The 1,145-nt window shown below is 66.4% G+C and carries 1 protein-coding gene; it reads left to right on the top strand.

Translation table 11 applies throughout. From position 1 onward, the window contains the following. The coding region (gene pafA / locus AC2VON_RS24080) for a Pup--protein ligase (protein WP_486955087.1) at window positions 1-1,099 on the top strand (1,099 nt) is incomplete at its 5' end. Window positions 1,100-1,145: the final 46 nt, after the last annotated feature.

Here is a 1,145-nt window from a genome sequence, read left to right as displayed (position 1 = left end):
AGACCTGCTGATCGACGCCGAGCAGCGACTGGCCGACGAGGGCATCGGCGGCGACATCTATCTGTTCAAGAACAACACCGACTCGGCGGGCAACTCTTACGGCTGTCACGAGAACTACCTGATCGTGCGGGCCGGCGAATTCTCCCGGATCTCCGATGTGCTGCTGCCGTTTCTGGTGACCCGTCAGCTGATCTGCGGTGCCGGCAAGGTGTTGCAGACCCCCAAGGCCGCCACGTTCTGCCTGTCGCAGCGCGCCGAGCACATCTGGGAGGGCGTGTCCAGTGCGACCACCCGGTCCCGCCCGATCATCAACACCCGCGACGAGCCGCACGCCGACGCCGAGAAGTACCGCCGGCTTCACGTCATCGTCGGCGACTCCAACATGAGCGAAACCACCACGATGCTCAAAGTGGGCAGCGCAGCGCTGGTGCTGGAGATGATCGAGGCCGGAGTGTCGTTTCGTGACTTCTCCCTGGACAACCCGATCCGCGCCATCCGCGAGGTCAGCCACGACCTGACCGGCCGCCGCCCGGTGCGGCTCGCCGGCGGCCGGCAGGCCAGCGCATTGGACATCCAGCGCGAGTACTACAGCCGCGCCGTCGAGCACCTGCTGACCCGGGAGTCCAATCCGCAGGTCGAGCAGATCGTGGACCTGTGGGGACGTCAGCTCGACGCCGTGGAACGCCAGGATTTCGCCAAGGTCGACACCGAGATCGACTGGGTGATCAAGCGTAAGCTGTTCCAGCGCTACCAGGACGCCTACCACATGGAGCTGTCCGACCCGAAGATCGCCCAGCTGGATCTGGCCTACCACGACATCAAACGCGGCCGCGGCGTGTTCGACCTGCTGCAACGCAAGGGTCTGGCAGCCCGCATCGCCACCGACGAGGAGATCGACGACGCGGTCGACACCCCGCCGCAGACCACCCGCGCCAAGCTGCGCGGAGAGTTCATCACTGCGGCACAGGCCGCCGGCCGCGATTTCACCGTCGACTGGGTGCACCTCAAGCTCAACGACCAGGCCCAGCGCACCGTGCTCTGCAAGGATCCGTTCCGCTCGGTCGACGAACGGGTCAACCGGCTGATCGCGAGCATGTAGCCCGACGACGATGCGGGCCGGGCCGCCACTGCCGACGCCCCAGCTG

The organism is Mycobacterium sp. TH-M82, from assembly GCF_057473605.1.
Note: the sequence above shows the minus strand (reverse complement) of the source record. Positions and strands in the feature narration are given on the sequence as shown.